The following is a 15,604-nucleotide window of genomic DNA, read 5'->3' as shown; positions in this document are numbered from 1 at the left end:
CCGTGACGCCCGGGTTGGATATCGCGCTGCTGCTGGGTGCGGCTGTGCTGCTCGTGGCGGTCGGTGCGGTGCGACTCTCCTCCTGGCTCGGCGTGCCCAGCCTCCTGGTCTATCTGGCAATGGGTGTGGCGATGGGCGAGGGCGGGCTGGGCATCCGCTTCGACGACGTCGAGCTGACCCGGACCCTCGGCTTCTGCGCGCTGATCGTGATCATCGCGGAGGGCGGCCTCACCGCCCGGTGGGCCACGCTGCGCCCGGTGCTCGGGCTGGCCTCCGCGCTCTCCACCGTCGGGGTGGTCGTCAGCATCGTGGTGGTCGGCGTCGCCGTACATCTGTTGCTGGGGGTGGACTGGCGGTTGGCGCTGCTCTATGGCGCGGTGCTCTCGTCCACGGACGCGGCGGCCGTCTTCGCCACCCTGCGCCGGCTGCGGCTGTCGCCCCGGCTGGTGGCGACGTTGGAGGCCGAGTCGGGCATGAACGACGCCCCGGTGGTGCTGCTGGTGGTGCTGCTGTCCCACTCCGGCTGGTCGCACCCATGGTGGTACGAGCTCGCGCTGGTCTGCTACGAACTGGGCGTCGGCGCGGCGGTGGGCGTGGGGGCGGGTGTTGCCGGCACCTGGGCGCTGCGCCGGGCCGCGTTGCCCTCGGCCGGGCTCTACCCGATCGCCGCGGTGGGCATCACCGTGTTGGCGTACGCCGCGGGGGCGGTGCTGCACGCCTCGGGGTTCCTCGCCGTCTACGTGGCCGGGGTGCTGCTCGGCAATGCCCGGTTGCCGCACCGGCAGGCGATCCTCGGCTTCGCGGACGGGCTGGCGTGGCTCGCTCAGATCGGGCTGTTCGTGCTGCTCGGGTTGCTGGTCTCGCCGGGCCGGTTGGACGCGGCGGTGCTGCCTGCGGTGGTCGCGGGGCTGGCGCTGGTGCTGCTGGCCCGGCCGCTGTCGGTGGGCGTGTCGGCGCTGCCGTTCCGGGTCGGCCTCCGAGAACAGGCGTTCCTGTCCTGGGCTGGGCTGCGCGGGGCGGTGCCGATCGTGCTGGCCACCATTCCACTCTCCGAGCGGGTGCCCGGAGCGGAGCGCCTCTTCGATGTGGTCTTCGTGCTGGTGGTGATCTTCACACTGGTGCAGACCGGGACACTGGGGCCGTTCGCCCACTGGTTGCGGGTGACCGCGCCGGCCGAGGCCGCCGAGATCCACGTGGAGACCGCGCCGCTGGAGCGGATGCGGGCGGACCTGCTGCAGTTGGAGGTGCCGCCGGGCTCGCGGTTGGCGGGCGTACACGTCGACGAACTGCGGCTCCCGCTGGGCGCATCGGTCACCCTGGTGCTGCGCGACGGGGTGGGTTTCGTGCCCGCACCGGACACCCGGCTGAAGACCGGCGACAGTCTGCTGATCGTGGCGACCGCCGGGGTACGGGACGCCGCGGAACGGCGGCTGCGGGCGGTCAGCCGGCGGGGCCGCCTGGCCCGATGGTTTGGTGAGTACGGGGATGGGGCGGGCGGTTGATCTGCTAGCGTTCCCTTTGCCCCAGTTCGGCAGGGCTGGGGGCTGTCAAGCGGTGCGACGGGTGCGGCACATTGTCGGACGCCTGTACGTTCCGTATTCTTGCCAACCTCAGGAGTGCGCGGCCATCATCGCCGTGCGCCCCTTTTCGTACATGGGGGACGCCCTGGTCGGCGGCCCCTGACCAGGTGCCGCGGACCGCGCGGCTCCCCGGCCGAGGGAGCGACTCATGGCGAAGCCAGCCGACACCAGGACCGCCGGACGCAAGGCGGTGGCCAAGGCCACCCGCAGCACGGCGGAGACCGAGAAGATCCGGGCGGCGCTGGCGGCGCGGCGGGACGAGCTTCGCGCCGAGTACGATCAGACGCTGAGTGAGATCACCGAGCTGCAGCGCGAGCGGCTGACCGACTCGGCCGGGGACGACCAGGCCGACACGGGCACCAAGACGCTTGAGCGGGAGCAGGAGATCTCTCTCGCCAACAGCATTCTGGAACGGATCACGCAGGTTGAGCGCGCTCTGGAGCGCCTCGACGAGGGTGGTTACGGCTGGTGCGAGCGGTGCGGCAACCCGATCCCGGTCGAGCGCCTCGCCGCCTTCCCGTCGGCCACCCAGTGCGTGACGTGCAAGCAGCTGGAGGAGCGGCGCTGAGGTCCGTTCCCCGGCGGCGATGAGACGGTGAGTGATCACCGCCAAGACTGTCGATGGGGAGCGCATGACCGCAGCACCGTCCGCCGAACCCGGCCGCACCGACCCGGGCGGCGGCACCCGCCGGCCGCGGGCCGTCGCGATTCTGGGCGGAGTCGCCCTGGTGGCCCTGCTGGCCGACCTGGTCACCAAGCACCTCGCGTTGGCCGCGCTGACCGACCGGGAGCCGGTCCGGCTGCTCGGGGGCGTCGTCTACCTGAGCCTGACCCGCAACAGCGGTGCCGCCTGGAGCATCGGCGCGGACCACACCTGGATCTTCCCGCTGATCACCATCGGTGTGGTCGGCTGGATCGGCTGGATGGCACTGCGACTGCGCTCGCTGCCCTGGGCGATCTCCCTCGGCCTGGTGCTGGGCGGCGCTCTGGGCAACCTCGTCGACCGGATCTTCCGGGCACCCGCACCCTTCCACGGGCACGTGGTCGACATGATCAGCCTGTTCGACCCGTACGGCCAGGTCTGGCCGGTGTTCAACCTGGCGGACAGTTCGCTGGTCTGCGGCGTGCTGCTGGCCGTCGTGCTGGAGCTGACCGGCCGCCAGCGTGACGGCCGGCGGGTCGGCCGCGACGGCAAGCCGGCCGAGACCGACGCCGTGCAGGGCGCCGACCAGCGGGAGCGGGCATGACCTCCGGGTTCGCCGCTGGCGGCGATCACCGTTCCCTGCCCGTGCCGGACGGCCTCGACGGCATGCGACTGGACCAGGCGGTGGCGCGTCTGTTCGGGCTCTCCCGCACCGCCGCCGCCGCCCTGGTCGATGCCGGGGACGCGATGGTCGACAGCATCGCCCGGCCCAACTCGTACAAGGTCAAGGCTGGCTCCTGGCTGGACGTCACGCTGCCCGCCCCGATCGCACCGCCGACCGTGGTGCCGCAGGCGGTGCCCGGTCTGCGGGTCGTCTACGCCGACGACGACATCGTCGTGGTCGACAAGCCCGTGGGAGTGGCCGCGCACCCCAGCCCCGGGTGGACCGGCCCGTCGGTGATCGGCGCCCTCGCCGCGATCGGCCACCGCATCTCCACCAGTGGCGCCGCCGAGCGGCAGGGCGTGGTGCACCGGCTCGACGTGGGCACCACCGGGATCATGGCGGTGGCCAAGAGCGAGCACGCGTACACGGCGTTGAAGCGGGCCTTCAAGTACCGCGAGGTGGACAAGGGCTACCACGCGGTGGTGCAGGGTCACCTGGACCCGCTGCGCGGCACGGTGGACGCGCCGATCGACCGGCACCCCACCCACGACTACCGCTGGGCGGTGGTCTCCGGCGGCAAGCCGAGCATCACCCACTACGACACCCTGGAGGCGTTCCCGGCGGCCAGCCTGGTCGACGTCCGACTGGAGACCGGCCGGACCCACCAGATCCGGGTGCACTTCTCCACCCTGCGGCACCCCTGTGTCGGTGACCTCACCTACGGCGCCGATCCCACCCTCTCGGCCCGTCTTGGCCTGGCCCGACAGTGGCTGCACGCCCGCGAACTGAGCTTCCTGCACCCCCGAACGGGGGACGAGGTCCGGTTCGTCAGCGACTACCCTGACGACCTGGACCGCGCGCTTGAGATCCTGCGTGACTGAGCGGCGACCGCCCGACACCGATCCAACGAGGGGATCCCGCCCGTGCGCGCCGGCAACCTGCTGCGGCAGCTGGACCAACGGCTGCTGCCGCCGCTGACCCGGGCCGTGGCCCGGCTGGGTGACCGGTCGGCGCGGTCCGGGGTGCTCACCTGGGCCGCCGTGTTCTCCGCGGCGGCGGTGCTGGGCACCGCGGTCTGGGCCACCGACGACACGTCGGTCGGCGACCGCACGGTGGGCGAGGTGACGCGGGTCGGGGTGACCGACGGGGATTCCGTCCCCGGCTACCTGCGGTCCGCCGCGGCCGACCTGGCGGCGCTGCCCGCGTCGTCCCCGGTTCCTGGGGACGGGACCTACGCGCTGGTCACGCTTGACGCGTACCTGCCGCCGCAGCGTCTGACGGCGGTGCTCGGCGACGTTGCGGTCTCGACCGTCTTCGGGCGGGTTCCGCTGCCCGGGCGGCAGACCGAGATCGTCAAGATCCCCGCGCTGCGGGTGCCGGACGACGTGGTCGCCGGGATGACGCAGCTGGCGGTCCGCAAGGACACCGAAGCCGCCGACTACCGGGCCAGGGCCGCCGCGGTCGACGGTGACGGTGCGGGCGAGCGGGAGTTGCGTGCGCGCTACGCCAGTGGCGCCGAGGTGGCGGCCGCCGAGGCGGCGGCGTACCGCACCGGCTGTGCCTGCGTCTACGCGGCGGTGGTGCGGGCGACGCCGGTGGCGCTTCGCGACGTGGCGGCCCGGCCGGACGTGCGGGCGGTCGACCCCGCCCCCGAGGTGTACCGGCTGGACCGCACGGTCTTCACGCCACCACTGCCCGAGCAGAACGATGTGGTGCGGCCGCCGGCCGACACCGGGCCGAGCCCGGAGCCGACCCCGGTCCAGCGGTCGGAGCCGACCCCGGGCCCACCGGTGCCCTCGGCGCCGATGGGCGAATCGTCGGAACCCGCACCGGTCGTGACGACTCCGTCACGCAAACCGTCGTCGCCCGAGCCCACCAGGTCAGCGCCGCCGAGTGTGACCACCTCGCCGGACACCGCCGATGCCGAGCCGTCGGCACCCATGGCGTCGTGATCTGCGTCGGCTGGTGTGCGTTCTGAGGTGTGGTCCGAATAGGGTTTGGTTCGTAGCCTGTCAGACGGAGATCGATGGCGCTGGGAGGGCGGGCCGTGGAGGGCAGTGACACCGGCTGGGGCCGGCCGGCCGAACCAGCGCCGCGGTGGCGCGCGTTGCTGGACCGCGCCCGGCTGGGCGGTCGCGGCGCGGAGCAGACCGAGGCGGACCGGCGCGCCGACGAAGCGCCGCCGGACCCTCTGCCGCGGCGCGCGGCCCCCAACGGGTACGCCGGGCGGGCACCCGCCGTCGGGCATCCAGCCGAGCTGTCGTACGGCGCTGAGCCCGCTTACCGTGCCGAGGCGACCTATCGCGTCGACCCCGCCTACCGGGCCGACCCGGCGTACCGGGCGGAGCCGGGCTATCGGCCCGAGCCGGACTACCGGTCGGAGCCGGCGTACCGGACCGAGCCGGACTACCGGTCGGAGCCGGCGTACCGGACCGAGCCGGGCTATCGGGCGGAGCCGGACTACCGGGCCGAGCCGGGTTATCGCGCTGAGCCCGACTACCGGGCCGAGCCGGGCTATCGGGTGGAGCCGGACTACCGGCCTGAGCCCGACTACCGCGCGGAGCCAGGCTATCGGGCTGAGCCGGGCTACCGGGCCGAGCCGGGCTACCGGGCCGAACCGAACTACCGGGCCGAACCCGAGCCGCCGCCGCGCGGGCCCGACCCGGTCCAGTCGCGCTACGCCTTGCTGGACAACGGCTACCGGCCGGGCGACCCGCCGGTGGAGTCGCGGTACGCCCTGCTGCAGACCGGCTACCAGCCGGAGACCGGCTACCCGGTGTCCGCGCCGCCGCCCGCACCCGTCGCACCGCCGGTCGCACCGCCACCGGCCCCGCCGGTCGCACCGACGGTCGGCTCGGCGATCGCCGAGCGCGCCTATCCGGCCCGTGTCGAGTGGCGCCCGCAGGGCGTCGACCAGGAGCAGGAGCGGGCCGACGGGGTGCTCCGGCGTGACCTGGGCACACCCCGGGTGTTCGCCTTCGCCAACCCCAAGGGCGGGGTGCACAAGACCACCGCCACCGTGCTCGCCGCGGCCACGGTCGGCAGCGTGCGCGGGCAGGGCGTGCTGGCCTGGGACGACAACGAGCTGCGCGGCACCCTCGGGCTGCGCGCGGGCAGCGCCCGGCACGCCCGGACGATCCGACACCTGATCACCGACCTGGCCCAGATCGAGATCCTTGAGGGCGCGACCCTGCTGGATCGGCTGGACGACTACCTGCGGCACGCCTCCGACGGCTCGTACGACGTGCTGGCCGGCGAGGAGAGCCCGCGCTTCGCCCAGCGACTGGACCAGTTCACCGTCCGGCGTGTGCTGGAGCTGCTGCGGCGCACCCACGACGTGGTCTGCGTGGACACCGGCAACAACGTGGAGAGCCCCAACTGGCGCACGGTGATGCAGGCCGCCGACCAGTTGGTGGTGACCACCGTGCCCCGTGAGGACGCGGCGTTCAGCGCGGACTGGATGCTCGACCTGCTGCACGAGGAGGGCATGGGCGAGTTGGCGGACAACGCGATCACCCTCATCTCCTGCCCGACCCCGGGTCGTTCGGCCCTGCAGGACGACCTGGAGCGGCACTTCGCCACCCGTACCCGTGGAGTGGCCGTGGTGCCCTACGACCCGGCGCTGGAGACCGGGTCGTCGATCGAATACCACCAACTCCAGCCGGAGACCCGGCAGGCGTGGCTGCGTGCGGCGGCCATGATGGTGGAGCCGTTCGCCCGGTGAGCTGGTCTGCCGCCACCGGAGCCCCGCCCCCGCACCGGGCCTGAGAGGATCATCGGGTGAGCCCGGACAACCCCGACCCTGAGCGGCCCGTCGACGATCCCGACCGGGCCGCTTTGCCCGGCCCGTCGGGGGCGACATCGCCGGAGACGCAGCCCTCTGCCCAGCCGCCGGCCCACGTTGGCCCGCCGGCCTACCTTGACTCGCCGGGTGCCGCACCCTCGACGGCGTACCAGAGCTCGCTGGAGATGACCTTCGACGAGCCGCGCCGCCCGCTGCGCGCCGCGGTGACGGTGCTGGGAGCGGTGCTTGCGCTGGCCGTGCTGGGTGTGCCGTTCGGGCTGCTCTGGGCCGTGCTCGCGCCGGACACGCCGGTGCTCAAGACCGCCGAGGGGGCGATCTACGCCGACCCGCAGCCGGAGCAGCCGATCGCCGCGGACGGGTGGTTCAGCCTGCTCGGGCTCGCCTTCGGGCTGATCGCGGCGCTCGCCCTGTGGTTCGTGCTGCGTCGGCGGCGCGGCCCGGTCGGGCTGCTCGCCGCGGTGCTCGGCGCGTTGGCCGCCGCGCCGGTGGCCTGGCAGGTGGGACGGCGGGTCGGTCTGGCCACCTTCGACCGGCTGCTGGCCACCGCCCCGGCCGGGCAGTCCTTCACCAAACCCGCCGACCTGCGGGCCGGTGGGGTCGACTGGCTGCTCGGCGTGCTGCCGGTGCCGCACGGCAATCTGCTGCTGCCGGCGTTCGGCGCCGCGATCATGTACACCCTGCTGGCCGGTTGGTCGCGGTGGCCAGGGCTGCGCCCGGAGCCCGACCCGCCGGGCTTCAGTTGGGTGTCGGCGGAGACGCCAGCTCCGCCAGCGGCACCGGAACCGCCCGCACCTGACGCAGCAGAGCCGCCTCGCGGTTGAGCAGCCGCAGCTCGGCGCGGAGCCGGGAGGCGGTGTCGTCGATCGCCAGCAGTCGCTGTCGGTCGTCGACGGTGAGCGCCGCGGTCGCCGCCACCAGGTGGGAGAGCACGGTCGGGTCCTCCGGCAGTTGCTCGGAGATCTCCTCCGGGTCGGACCGGATCAGGCCGAGGTATTGCCGGAACACCGCGATCACCCGGGCGGCCAGCAGCTCGGCCACCTCGTCCGGCCCGGCCGGCTCGGGCAGCCACTCGACCTCGGCGGTCAGGTAGGGCATGGCGCTGTCGTCGACCTCGGCGATCCGGAAACGGCGCCGGCCGACCGTGACGATGTCGAAGCCACCATCGGCCAGCTCGGTCACCTGGCGCAGCTCGGCGGTGCAGCCCACCTCGTGCAGGGTGACCTCGCCGACGCTCGACGTCGCGCGGGCGCCGGGACCGGCGGGCGCGACCTCCCAGCCGGACTGGATGGCCACCACCCCGAACTCACGCGAAGCGCCCTCGGGCAGGCCGACCAGGTGCCGGACCAGCGCCCGGTAGCGCTCCTCGAAGATGTGCAGCGGCAGCACCAACCCCGGGAAGAGCACCGTTGCGAGCGGGAACACCGGCAGCCGTGCGGTCACATGGTCGAGCCTAACCAATCTCGCCCCGGTGGGCGTGGCCCGGCTCACCGTGGCGGCGGACGGGCGGCTCGGGTGGACTCGGGCCGGCCGCCTAGACTCGTAAGGGTGCTGAATCGGATCGACCTGCGCAACGGTCTGGGTGACCCGCGCCGCCTGCTGCCCCGTGCCCAGCTCGACGTCTCGGTGGCCGTCGAGCGGATCCGGCCTCTGGTGGAGGCGGTCCGCGAGCATGGGTACCCGGCGATCCGGGAGGCCAGCGAGCGGTTCGACGGCATCTCCCCGGAGGTGCTCCGGGTGCCGGTCGAGGCGATTACCGAGGCCGAGGGGGTGCTCGACCCGAATGTGCGCGCCGCACTGCTGGAGTCGATCACCCGGGCCCGTCGGGTGCACGACGACCAGCGTCGCACCGACCACACCACACAGGTGGTGCCCGGGGGCACGGTCACCGAGCGGTGGTTGCCGGTCGACCGGGTCGGTCTCTACGTGCCCGGCGGCCTGGCGATGTACCCGTCGACCGTGGTGATGAACGTGGTGCCCGCCCAGGCGGCCGGGGTGCGTTCGCTGGTGGTGGTCAGCCCGCCGCAGAAGGACAACGGTGGCCTGCCCGACCCGCGGGTGCTCGCCGCGTGCGCGCTGCTCGGCGTCGACGAGGTGTACGCCGTGGGCGGGGCCCAGGCGGTGGCGATGCTGGCCTACGGCGCGGCGGTCGACCCGGCGGGTGAGCTGCGGTGCGACCCCGTCGACCTGATCACCGGCCCCGGCAACATCTGGGTGACCGCCGCCAAGCGGCTGCTGCGCGGCGTGGTCGGCATCGACGCCGAGGCTGGGCCGACCGAGATCGCCATCCTCGCCGACGACACGGCCGATCCGGCGCACGTCGCCGCCGACCTGATCAGTCAGGCCGAGCACGACCCGCTCGCCGCGAGCGTGCTGGTCACCCCGTCGCTGGCGCTGGTCGAGTCGGTCGAGCGGGAGTTGGCCCGGCAGGTGCCGGCGACCAAGCACACCGAGCGGGTGACCACGGCGCTGACCGGCGAGCAGAGCGGTGTGGTCCTGGTCGACGATCTTGAGGCAGGGTTGCGGGTGGTCGACGCGTACGCGGCCGAGCACCTGGAGATCCAGACGGTCGACGCCCGGGAGTGGGCGCTACGGGTACGCAACGCCGGGGCGATCTTCGTGGGCGCCTGGTCGCCGGTGTCGCTCGGTGACTACTGCGCCGGGTCCAACCACGTGCTGCCCACCGGCGGCTGCGCCCGGCACTCCTCCGGCCTGTCCGTGCAGTCCTTCCTGCGCGGTGTGCACCTGATCGAGTACACCGAGGCCGCGCTGCGCGACGTGGCCCCGCACGTGGTCACCCTGGCCAACGTGGAGGACCTGCCCGCGCACGGCCAGGCCGTCCAGGCCCGCTTCCCGGGAGGGCCCGCGTGAGCAACCTGGATGATCTGCCGATCCGTGCCGACCTGCGGGGGCTGTCGCCGTACGGGGCGCCGCAGTTGGACGTGCCGGTGCGGCTCAACACCAACGAGAATTCCCACCCGGTGCCGGAGCCGGTGGTCGAGGCGATCGGTAAGGCGCTCGCGGCCGAGCTGCGCGATCTGAACCGCTACCCGGACCGGGACGCGGTGGCGCTCCGCGCCGACCTGGCCGAATATCTCGGGCACGGGCTGACGGTCGAGCAGGTGTGGGCGGCCAACGGCTCCAACGAGATCCAACAGCAGCTGCTGCAGGCGTTCGGCGGGCCGGGGCGCAGCGCGCTCGGCTTCGTGCCGGCGTACTCGATGCACCCGCTGCTGGCCCTCGGCACCGGCACCCGGTGGGTGCCCGCCCATCGCGGCGTCGACTTCGGGTTGACCGTCGAGGAGGCGGTCGCCCAGGTCCGCGAGCACCGGCCCGACGTGGTCTTCCTCTGCTCCCCGAACAACCCCACCGGCACGGCACTGGACCCGGCGGTGATCGCCGCGGTGCTCGACGCCGCGCCCGGCATGGTGGTCGTCGACGAGGCGTACGCCGAGTTTGCCCGACCCGGGACGGTCAGCGCCCTCGCGGTGTTGCCCGGCCACCCGCGGCTGGTGGTCACCCGGACGATGAGCAAGGCGTTCGGTTTCGCCGGCGGGCGGCTGGGTTACCTGGCCGCCGACCCGGCGGTGGTGCAGGCGGTGCAGCTCGTCCGACTGCCGTATCATCTCTCCGCGCTGACCCAGGCCGCCGCTCGCGCGGCGGTGACCCACCGCGATGCCCTTCTCGGTACGGTGAGCGCGATCATGGCGCAGCGGGACCGGATCGTGGCGACGCTTCGCGAGCGCGGGTTGCGGGTCGCCGACAGCGACGCCAACTTCGTGCTCTTCGAGGTGGGCGGCGACCAGACCACCGTCTGGAACGCTCTGCTGGCACAGGGGGTGCTGGTTCGCGACGTCGGCCTGCCCGGCTGGCTGCGCGTGACCGCCGGCACCTCCGCCGAGACCGACGCCTTCCTTTCTGCGATGGAGACTGTGCGATGAGCCGGACCGCCCGCGTGGAGCGGATCACCAAGGAGACCAAGGTTCTCGTCGAGATCGACCTCGACGGCACCGGCACCGCCGAGATCAGCACCGGCGTCGGCTTCTACGACCACATGCTGCACCAGATCGCCCGGCACGGCGGCTACGACCTGACCGTGCGCACCGTGGGTGACCTGGAGATCGACGCGCACCACACCATCGAGGACACCGCGCTCGCCCTGGGCGCCGCGTTCGACCAGGCGCTGGGCGACAAGGCCGGCATCCGGCGGTACGGCTCGGCGACCGTGCCGATGGACGAGGTGCTGGTCCGGGCCGCGGTGGACCTCTCCGGTCGGCCGTACGTGGTGCACGACGAGCCGGTGCTGGCCCCGTACATCGGGCCGGTGTACGCGACCAGCATGACCCGGCACATCTGGGAGTCCTTCGGTCAGGCGGCCCGGGTCACGCTGCACGTCGACGTGCTGCGGGCGGCCCGGCCGGGCGGTCACCCGGACGCGCACCACGTGGTGGAGGCGCAGTTCAAGGCGGTCTCCCGGGCGTTGCGCGAGGCCACCGCGATCGATCCGCGCGCGGCGGGCGCGATCCCGAGCACGAAGGGTGCGCTCTGATGGCTGCTGCTCTGCCGACGTTGTTGCTGATCCTGGCCGGGCTGTTGGTGGGCGGCGCCTGGTCGATGTACCGCCAGGGCGCGTCGAAGAGCGCGGTGGTCATCACCGCGCTGCTCGCGGTGCTGGCCACGATCGGCGGAGTGCTCTGGCTGCTGCCGGGGGAGAACGCGTGAGCGTGGGGCAGGCGACGACATGAGCGACGTGGTGGTGCTCGACTACGGCTCGGGAAACCTGCGCTCGGCGGAGCGGGCGCTGGCCGCCGCCGGCGCGGACGTGCGGGTCACCGATGATCTGGCCGTCGCGGCCGCCGCCGACGGTCTGGTGGTGCCGGGGGTGGGTGCGTACGCCGCGTGCATGGCGGGGATCGAGGCGCTCGGCGCCGGCCCGGTGATCGCCGAGCGGGTGGCCGCCGGTCGGCCGGTGCTCGGCATCTGCGTGGGCATGCAGGTGCTCTTCGAGCACGGCGACGAGCACGGTGTGGTGACCAAGGGGCTCGGGCTGCTGCCCGGTGGGGTGACCCGGCTGGCCGCCACCCGGCTGCCGCACATGGGCTGGAACACGGTCCGCGCACCTCGGGAGTCGGTGCTCTTCGCGGGGCTGCCGGAGCAGAGCCGGTTCTACTTCGTCCACTCGTACGCCATGGGCGACCCGACGGCGCTGGCCGCTGCCGGTGCCACGGTGACCACCGCCCACCACGACACGGATTTCGTCGCCGCGGTGGAGCGCGGTCCGCTCTCGGCGGCCCAGTTCCACCCGGAGAAGTCCGCCGACACCGGTGCCGCGTTGCTGCGCAACTGGCTCGCCACGCTGCCCAGCGGTGGCTGAGCGTCGTCGCCCGGTGCCCGGTCGAGGGGTGTCGCGGTGAGCCGGGAACGGGCCCGCCGGCGGGCGGAGCGTGAGGCGGAACAGGCCCGGGAGCGGGCGGTCCGGCAGCGCCAGGTGGCCCGCCGTCAGCGCCGTCGCGCGGTGGTCCGCCGGTTGATGCCGCGGGTGCGGCGGGGCCGCTCCGGACGGCTGGCCCGGCACACTCGGGGTGAGCGGGCCACGATCGTGCTGTTCACCGGTGCGGCGCTGCTTCTGATCTGGACGTTCGTCGACAACCTGGCGTTGCGTATCGCGCTGATCGTGCTGTTGCTGCTTGTACTGCCGGCGATCGTTGTGATCGCCCTGGACCGTCGTACCTGATCGAGGAGAAGACGTTGAGCCTCACCCTGTTACCCGCCGTGGATGTCGCTGACGGCCGGGCCGTCCGGCTCGTGCAGGGCGCCGTCGGAAGCGAGAGCATCTATGGCGACCCGTTGGACGCCGCGCTGGCCTGGCAGCAGGACGGCGCCGAGTGGATCCACCTGGTCGACCTGGACGCGGCGTTCGGTCGGGGCACCAACGCGCACCTGCTCGCCGAGGTGGTGCGCCAGCTGGACGTGAAGGTGGAGCTCTCCGGCGGCATCCGCGACGACGAGTCGCTGCGTGCGGCGTTGGGCACCGGGGCGGCCCGGGTGAACATCGGTACCGCAGCCCTGGAGGACCCGGTCTGGTGTGACCGGGTGGTCGGGGAGTACGGCGACCGGGTCGCCATCGGGCTGGACGTGCGTGGTCAAACCCTCTCGGCGCGTGGCTGGACCCGCGACGGCGGTGACCTGTATGAGGTGCTGGAGCGGTTGGACAAGGCGGGCGCGAGCCGGTACGTGGTCACCGACATCACCAAGGACGGCACGATGCGCGGGCCGAACATGGACCTGCTGCGCGAGGTGTGCGCCCGTACCGACCGGCCGGTGATCGCCTCCGGTGGCGTGTCCACGTTGGATGACCTGCGGACGTTGGCCACCCTGGAGCCGATCGGGGTGGAGGGCGTCATCGCCGGTAAGGCGCTCTACGCGGGTGCCTTCACGGTGGCCGAGGCGCTGCGGACCCTGGCCGAGGCGTGACGACCACCCGGCTCGGCTCGGGCGGTCCATGGGAGCAGCGGTACGGGTACTCCCGGGTGGTTCGGGCCGGTGACCGGGCCTGGACGGCCGGCTGCACGGCCACCGTGGACGGCCGGGTGGTGCACGTCGGTGATGCCGCCGCGCAGACCGCGCAGGCGCTGCGGATCGCGCTGGCCGCGCTCGCCGAGGTGGGTGTGGAGCCGGGCGACGTGGTCCGGACCAGGATGTACGTGACCGACCGGCTGCACGCCGACGAGGTGGGCCGGGCGCACAGCGCGGTCTTCGGCGCGGTCCGGCCGGCGGCGACGCTGGTGGTGGTGGCCGGTTTGTTGGACCCGGAGCACCTGGTCGAGGTGGAGGTGGAGGCGTACCTCGGCGATCGCTGAGGTCGGCCGGCGGTGACCGTCTTCATGGCCGCACCACGGTCAGACAGATTGTGCACAATTTAATTGTGGGCTACGGTTCTGTGGTGACCGATGACCTGGTGCTGCGCCGGCAGGTGTGCTTCGCGCTCTACGCCGCGTCGCGCGCCCTGACCGACGTCTACCGGCCGATCCTCGACGAGGTCGGGCTGACCTACCCGCAGTACCTGGTGCTGCTGGTGCTCTGGGAGCGCCCCGACGACGCCCCCACGGTCTCCGAGCTGGGCACCGAGCTGCGGCTCGACTCCGGCACGCTCTCCCCGCTGCTCAAGCGGCTGGAGACGGCGGGTCTGGTGGTGCGGCGGCGGTCGGCGCGCGACGAGCGGCGGGTCGAGGTGGGCCTCACCGAGCAGGGCCGGGCGCTGCGCGAGCAGCTCTGCGACGTCCCGCTGCGGATCGCGCAGGCCACCGGGCTGGGCATCAGTGAGCTTGTCGCGCTGCGCGACACCCTCACCCGGGTCACCGACACCATCCACCGACAGAAGGAGCAGTGACCATCATGCAGTTCATCTACACCGCGTCCGCGACGGCCAGCGGCGACGGCCGCGACGGCCACGTCGAGACCTCCGACAGCACCCTCGCGCTCGACCTGGCTGTGCCGAAGGAGATGGGTGGCGCCGGTGGCGCGGCCAACCCCGAGCAGCTCTTCGCCGCCGGCTACGCGGCCTGCTTCCACAGCGCCCTGCGGCTGGTGGCCCGCCGGGCCAAGGCCGACGTGACCGGCTCCGTCGTCGTCGCCGAGGTCGGCATCGGCCCGAACGGCAACGGTGGCTTCGGGCTCACCGTGCAGCTCGTCGTCGACCTGCCCGCCGTCTCCCGCGAGACCGCCGAGCAGATGGTCGAGCAGGCTCACCAGGTCTGCCCATACTCCAACGCCACCCGCGGCAACATCGACGTCGCCCTGACCGTCCGCGAGACCCTGACCGCGTGACGTCGCGGACCCAGGCCCCCACCGCGGACGAAAGGACCATCACCCCGTGACCAGCAACCGCGAGATCCACCTGGCCAGCCGCCCTGTGGGCTGGCCCACCGAGGACACGTTCCGACTCGTCGAGACCGACGTCCCGACGCCCGGACCGGGCCAGATCGTGGTCCGCAACCAGTACCTGTCCGTCGACCCGTACATGCGCGGACGGATGAACGACGTCAAGTCGTACGTGCCACCGTTCGCGCTCGACGCGCCGCTTGACGGTGGCGCGATCGGCGAGGTGGTGGCCAGCGAGGCGGTGGACGTCGCCGTCGGGGACACCGTCCTGCACGGGCTGGGCTGGCGGGAGTACGCGCTGCTCGACGCCACCGCCGCCCGTAAGGTCGACCCGAGCCTCGCCCCGGTCAGCGCGTACCTGAGCGTGCTGGGCATGCCCGGGCTGACCGCGTACGCCGGGCTGCTGGAGGTCGCCGCGATGAAGCCCGGTGAGACGGTCTTCGTCTCCGCCGCGGCCGGCTCGGTGGGCAGCCTGGTCGGCCAGATCGCCAAGCTCAAGGGCGCCGGCCGGGTGGTCGGCAGCGCCGGCTCGCCGGCCAAGGTCGAGCGGCTGCGGGCGCTGGGCTTCGACGCCGCCTTCGACTACCACGACGGGCCGGTCCGCGACTCGCTGCGGGCAGCCGCTCCGGACGGGGTCGACGTCTACTTCGACAACGTCGGCGGCGATCACCTGGAGGCGGCGATCTCGGCCATGAACCTGCACGGCCGGGTTGCCAGCTGCGGCATGATCGCGCAGTACAACGACACCGAGCCGCCGGCCGCGCCGCGCAACCTGGCACTTGTCATCGGCAAGCGGCTCACCCTGCGCGGTTTCCTGGTCAACGACCAGAACCACGTCCGTGCGGCGTTCGTCCGCGACGTCGCCGGCTGGCTCCGCGAGGGCACGCTGTCCTACGACGAGACGATCGTGGACGGCATCGAGAACGCCCCGGCCGCGTTCCTCGGCCTGCTGCGCGGCGACAACCTCGGCAAGATGCTCGTCCGGGTGTGACCCGGACCTCGTTTGCGGCGGTCGACCCGATCGGGTCGACCGC

Annotated in this window: 19 protein-coding genes; 18 read left to right on the top strand and 1 reads right to left on the bottom strand. The window is 73.0% G+C overall.

Annotated elements, in window-relative coordinates:
* Nucleotides 1-2 precede the first annotated feature (2 nt).
* From OG811_RS02005 to OG811_RS01975, 7 genes are all read left to right on the top strand, one after another.
* Complete coding sequence (locus OG811_RS02005; protein ID WP_406071684.1) at nt 3-1,502, top strand: potassium/proton antiporter; 1,500 nt, start codon at nt 3-5, stop codon at nt 1,500-1,502.
* Between the two features lie 226 nt (nt 1,503-1,728).
* Entirely contained in the window at nt 1,729-2,148 is a 420-nt protein-coding gene (locus OG811_RS02000) for a TraR/DksA family transcriptional regulator (protein ID WP_406071682.1), read from the top strand.
* A 64-nt stretch (nt 2,149-2,212) separates the two neighbouring features.
* Complete coding sequence (gene lspA / locus OG811_RS01995) at nt 2,213-2,827, top strand: signal peptidase II (protein ID WP_406071680.1); 615 nt, start codon at nt 2,213-2,215, stop codon at nt 2,825-2,827.
* Nucleotides 2,824-3,768 carry an RluA family pseudouridine synthase gene (locus tag OG811_RS01990; protein WP_406071678.1) on the top strand — a complete coding sequence of 315 codons (945 nt, stop codon included), beginning with the start codon at nt 2,824-2,826 and terminating at the stop codon, nt 3,766-3,768. Before lspA ends, OG811_RS01990 begins: the two co-directional genes overlap by 4 nt.
* 42 nt (nt 3,769-3,810) lie before the next feature.
* Entirely contained in the window at nt 3,811-4,839 is a 1,029-nt protein-coding gene (locus OG811_RS01985; protein WP_406071676.1) for a hypothetical protein, read from the top strand.
* A 74-nt stretch (nt 4,840-4,913) separates the two neighbouring features.
* A complete protein-coding gene (locus tag OG811_RS01980) occupies nt 4,914-6,611 on the top strand; it encodes an AAA family ATPase (RefSeq protein WP_406071674.1) in 1,698 nt (565 codons plus the stop codon).
* Between the two features lie 56 nt (nt 6,612-6,667).
* Entirely contained in the window at nt 6,668-7,513 is an 846-nt protein-coding gene (locus OG811_RS01975) for a DUF2567 domain-containing protein (RefSeq protein ID WP_406071673.1), read from the top strand.
* Here OG811_RS01975 and OG811_RS01970 read toward each other — a convergent pair.
* On the bottom strand, nt 7,428-8,132 hold the full coding sequence (locus tag OG811_RS01970; protein ID WP_406071671.1) for an LON peptidase substrate-binding domain-containing protein: 705 nt from the start codon (nt 8,130-8,132) through the stop codon (nt 7,428-7,430). The genes OG811_RS01975 and OG811_RS01970 overlap by 86 nt on opposite strands.
* A gap of 105 nt (nt 8,133-8,237) precedes the next feature.
* Here OG811_RS01970 and hisD point away from each other — a divergent pair, with 105 nt between their 5' ends.
* From hisD to OG811_RS01915, 11 genes are all read left to right on the top strand, one after another.
* Nucleotides 8,238-9,560, top strand: coding sequence for a histidinol dehydrogenase (gene hisD / locus OG811_RS01965; RefSeq protein WP_406071670.1), 1,323 nt, complete (start codon nt 8,238-8,240; stop codon nt 9,558-9,560).
* Nucleotides 9,557-10,630 carry a histidinol-phosphate transaminase gene (locus tag OG811_RS01960; protein ID WP_406071669.1) on the top strand — a complete coding sequence of 358 codons (1,074 nt, stop codon included), beginning with the start codon at nt 9,557-9,559 and terminating at the stop codon, nt 10,628-10,630. Before hisD ends, OG811_RS01960 begins: the two co-directional genes overlap by 4 nt.
* Complete coding sequence (gene hisB, locus OG811_RS01955; protein WP_204941261.1) at nt 10,627-11,238, top strand: imidazoleglycerol-phosphate dehydratase HisB; 612 nt, start codon at nt 10,627-10,629, stop codon at nt 11,236-11,238. The genes OG811_RS01960 and hisB overlap by 4 nt, the downstream gene beginning before the upstream one ends.
* Nucleotides 11,238-11,411 carry a hypothetical protein gene (locus OG811_RS01950; RefSeq protein ID WP_406071667.1) on the top strand — a complete coding sequence of 58 codons (174 nt, stop codon included), beginning with the start codon at nt 11,238-11,240 and terminating at the stop codon, nt 11,409-11,411. Before hisB ends, OG811_RS01950 begins: the two co-directional genes overlap by 1 nt.
* 19 nt (nt 11,412-11,430) lie before the next feature.
* Nucleotides 11,431-12,063 carry an imidazole glycerol phosphate synthase subunit HisH gene (gene hisH, locus OG811_RS01945; protein WP_406071666.1) on the top strand — a complete coding sequence of 211 codons (633 nt, stop codon included), beginning with the start codon at nt 11,431-11,433 and terminating at the stop codon, nt 12,061-12,063.
* A 36-nt stretch (nt 12,064-12,099) separates the two neighbouring features.
* A complete protein-coding gene (locus tag OG811_RS01940) occupies nt 12,100-12,423 on the top strand; it encodes a hypothetical protein (RefSeq protein ID WP_406071664.1) in 324 nt (107 codons plus the stop codon).
* 14 nt (nt 12,424-12,437) lie between these two features.
* Nucleotides 12,438-13,163, top strand: a complete 726-nt coding sequence (gene priA, locus OG811_RS01935; protein WP_406071662.1) for a bifunctional 1-(5-phosphoribosyl)-5-((5-phosphoribosylamino)methylideneamino)imidazole-4-carboxamide isomerase/phosphoribosylanthranilate isomerase PriA — start codon at nt 12,438-12,440, stop codon at nt 13,161-13,163.
* The gene (locus tag OG811_RS01930) at nt 13,160-13,549 is read left to right on the top strand and encodes a Rid family hydrolase (RefSeq protein ID WP_406071661.1); all 390 of its coding nucleotides are present in this window, start codon (nt 13,160-13,162) and stop codon (nt 13,547-13,549) included. Before priA ends, OG811_RS01930 begins: the two co-directional genes overlap by 4 nt.
* Before the next feature lie 83 nt (nt 13,550-13,632).
* Complete coding sequence (locus OG811_RS01925) at nt 13,633-14,079, top strand: MarR family winged helix-turn-helix transcriptional regulator (protein WP_406071659.1); 447 nt, start codon at nt 13,633-13,635, stop codon at nt 14,077-14,079.
* Between the two features lie 5 nt (nt 14,080-14,084).
* Nucleotides 14,085-14,516 (top strand): organic hydroperoxide resistance protein, encoded by a 432-nt coding sequence (locus OG811_RS01920; RefSeq protein ID WP_406071658.1) that lies wholly within the window; start codon nt 14,085-14,087, stop codon nt 14,514-14,516.
* 46 nt (nt 14,517-14,562) lie between these two features.
* On the top strand, nt 14,563-15,561 hold the full coding sequence (locus OG811_RS01915) for an NADP-dependent oxidoreductase (RefSeq protein WP_406071657.1): 999 nt from the start codon (nt 14,563-14,565) through the stop codon (nt 15,559-15,561).
* Nucleotides 15,562-15,604: the final 43 nt, after the last annotated feature.

Source organism: Micromonospora sp. NBC_01638 (assembly GCF_045209745.1).
GTDB lineage: Bacteria > Actinomycetota > Actinomycetes > Mycobacteriales > Micromonosporaceae > Micromonospora.
The sequence above is the reverse complement of the archived record's forward strand: the minus strand, read 5'-3'. Positions and strand labels throughout refer to the sequence as shown.

Coding starts and splice junctions, on each gene's coding strand:
- OG811_RS02000 (WP_406071682.1), top strand. CDS start 1,729: ATGGCGAAGCCAGCCGACACCAGGACCGCCGGACGCAAGGCGGTGGCC.
- lspA (WP_406071680.1), top strand. CDS start 2,213: ATGACCGCAGCACCGTCCGCCGAACCCGGCCGCACCGACCCGGGCGGC.
- OG811_RS01990 (WP_406071678.1), top strand. CDS start 2,824: ATGACCTCCGGGTTCGCCGCTGGCGGCGATCACCGTTCCCTGCCCGTG.
- OG811_RS01980 (WP_406071674.1), top strand. CDS start 4,914: ATGGCGCTGGGAGGGCGGGCCGTGGAGGGCAGTGACACCGGCTGGGGC.
- hisB (WP_204941261.1), top strand. CDS start 10,627: ATGAGCCGGACCGCCCGCGTGGAGCGGATCACCAAGGAGACCAAGGTT.
- OG811_RS01950 (WP_406071667.1), top strand. CDS start 11,238: ATGGCTGCTGCTCTGCCGACGTTGTTGCTGATCCTGGCCGGGCTGTTG.
- hisH (WP_406071666.1), top strand. CDS start 11,431: ATGAGCGACGTGGTGGTGCTCGACTACGGCTCGGGAAACCTGCGCTCG.
- OG811_RS01920 (WP_406071658.1), top strand. CDS start 14,085: ATGCAGTTCATCTACACCGCGTCCGCGACGGCCAGCGGCGACGGCCGC.